The 821-nt window shown below is 67.0% G+C and carries 1 protein-coding gene; it reads right to left on the bottom strand.

What is annotated here, in order from left to right; genetic code table 11:
- On the bottom strand, positions 1 to 821 hold an 821-nt coding region (locus tag A5736_RS00635; protein WP_139333039.1), incomplete at both ends, for a phosphopantetheine-binding protein.

The raw sequence follows: 821 nt of genomic DNA, 5'->3' as shown, positions 1-821 counted from the left end.
AGGCTTTCATGACGGCCCACCACATCGGCCAGCGCCGCAGCCAACGCATCAACATCGAGCGGCCCGCTTAGCCGCAACGCCGCCGCGACGTTATAGACCGGCGAGGGCCCCTGCAACTGGTCGATAAACCACAACCGCTGCTGGGCAAACGACAACGGAACCACCGCGGGCCGCTCAACCGGCGTCAACCGCGGCGGCCGACTGGCGCCCGCACTGATACGCGGCGCCAAGTGAGCGACCGTGGGTGTGTCGAAGATGGTGCGGACGGTCAGGTCAGTGTCGAGTGTGGTGTTGATAGCGGCGATGAGGCGCATGGCGGACAGTGAGTCGCCGCCGAGGTCGAAGAAGGAGTCGTCGATGCTGACGTGGTCGTGTCCGAGTGTGTGGGCGTAGATGGCGGCCAGGATTTCTTCGGTGGGGGTGGTGGGGGCGCGGTAGCCGCTGGTGGTGTAGTCGGGTGCGGGGAGGGCGGCGGTGTCGAGTTTGCCGTTGACCGTCAGCGGTAGCGCGTCTACGGCGATTAGCGCGGCGGGGATCATGTAGGCCGGTAGCCGTTGGGCTAGTTGGTCGCGGATGGTGGCGGGGTTGGCGGTGCCGGTGATGTAGGCGATGAGGCGTTTGTCGCCGGGGCGGTCTTCGCGGGCGATGACCGCGGCTTGTTGGACCCCGTCGAGTTGGGTTAGGGCGGCGCGGATTTCGCCGAGCTCGATGCGGTAGCCGCGGATTTTGACCTGCTCATCGGCGCGGCCCACGTAGTCGAGTTGGCCATCGGCACGCCAGCGCACCAGATCCCCGGTGCGATACATCCGCGTTCCCGGCGC

Source organism: Mycobacterium sp. SP-6446, from assembly GCF_001954045.1.
In the GTDB taxonomy this organism is placed as follows: Bacteria; Actinomycetota; Actinomycetes; order Mycobacteriales; family Mycobacteriaceae; genus Mycobacterium.
The sequence above is the reverse complement of the archived record's forward strand: the minus strand, read 5'-3'. Positions and strand labels throughout refer to the sequence as shown.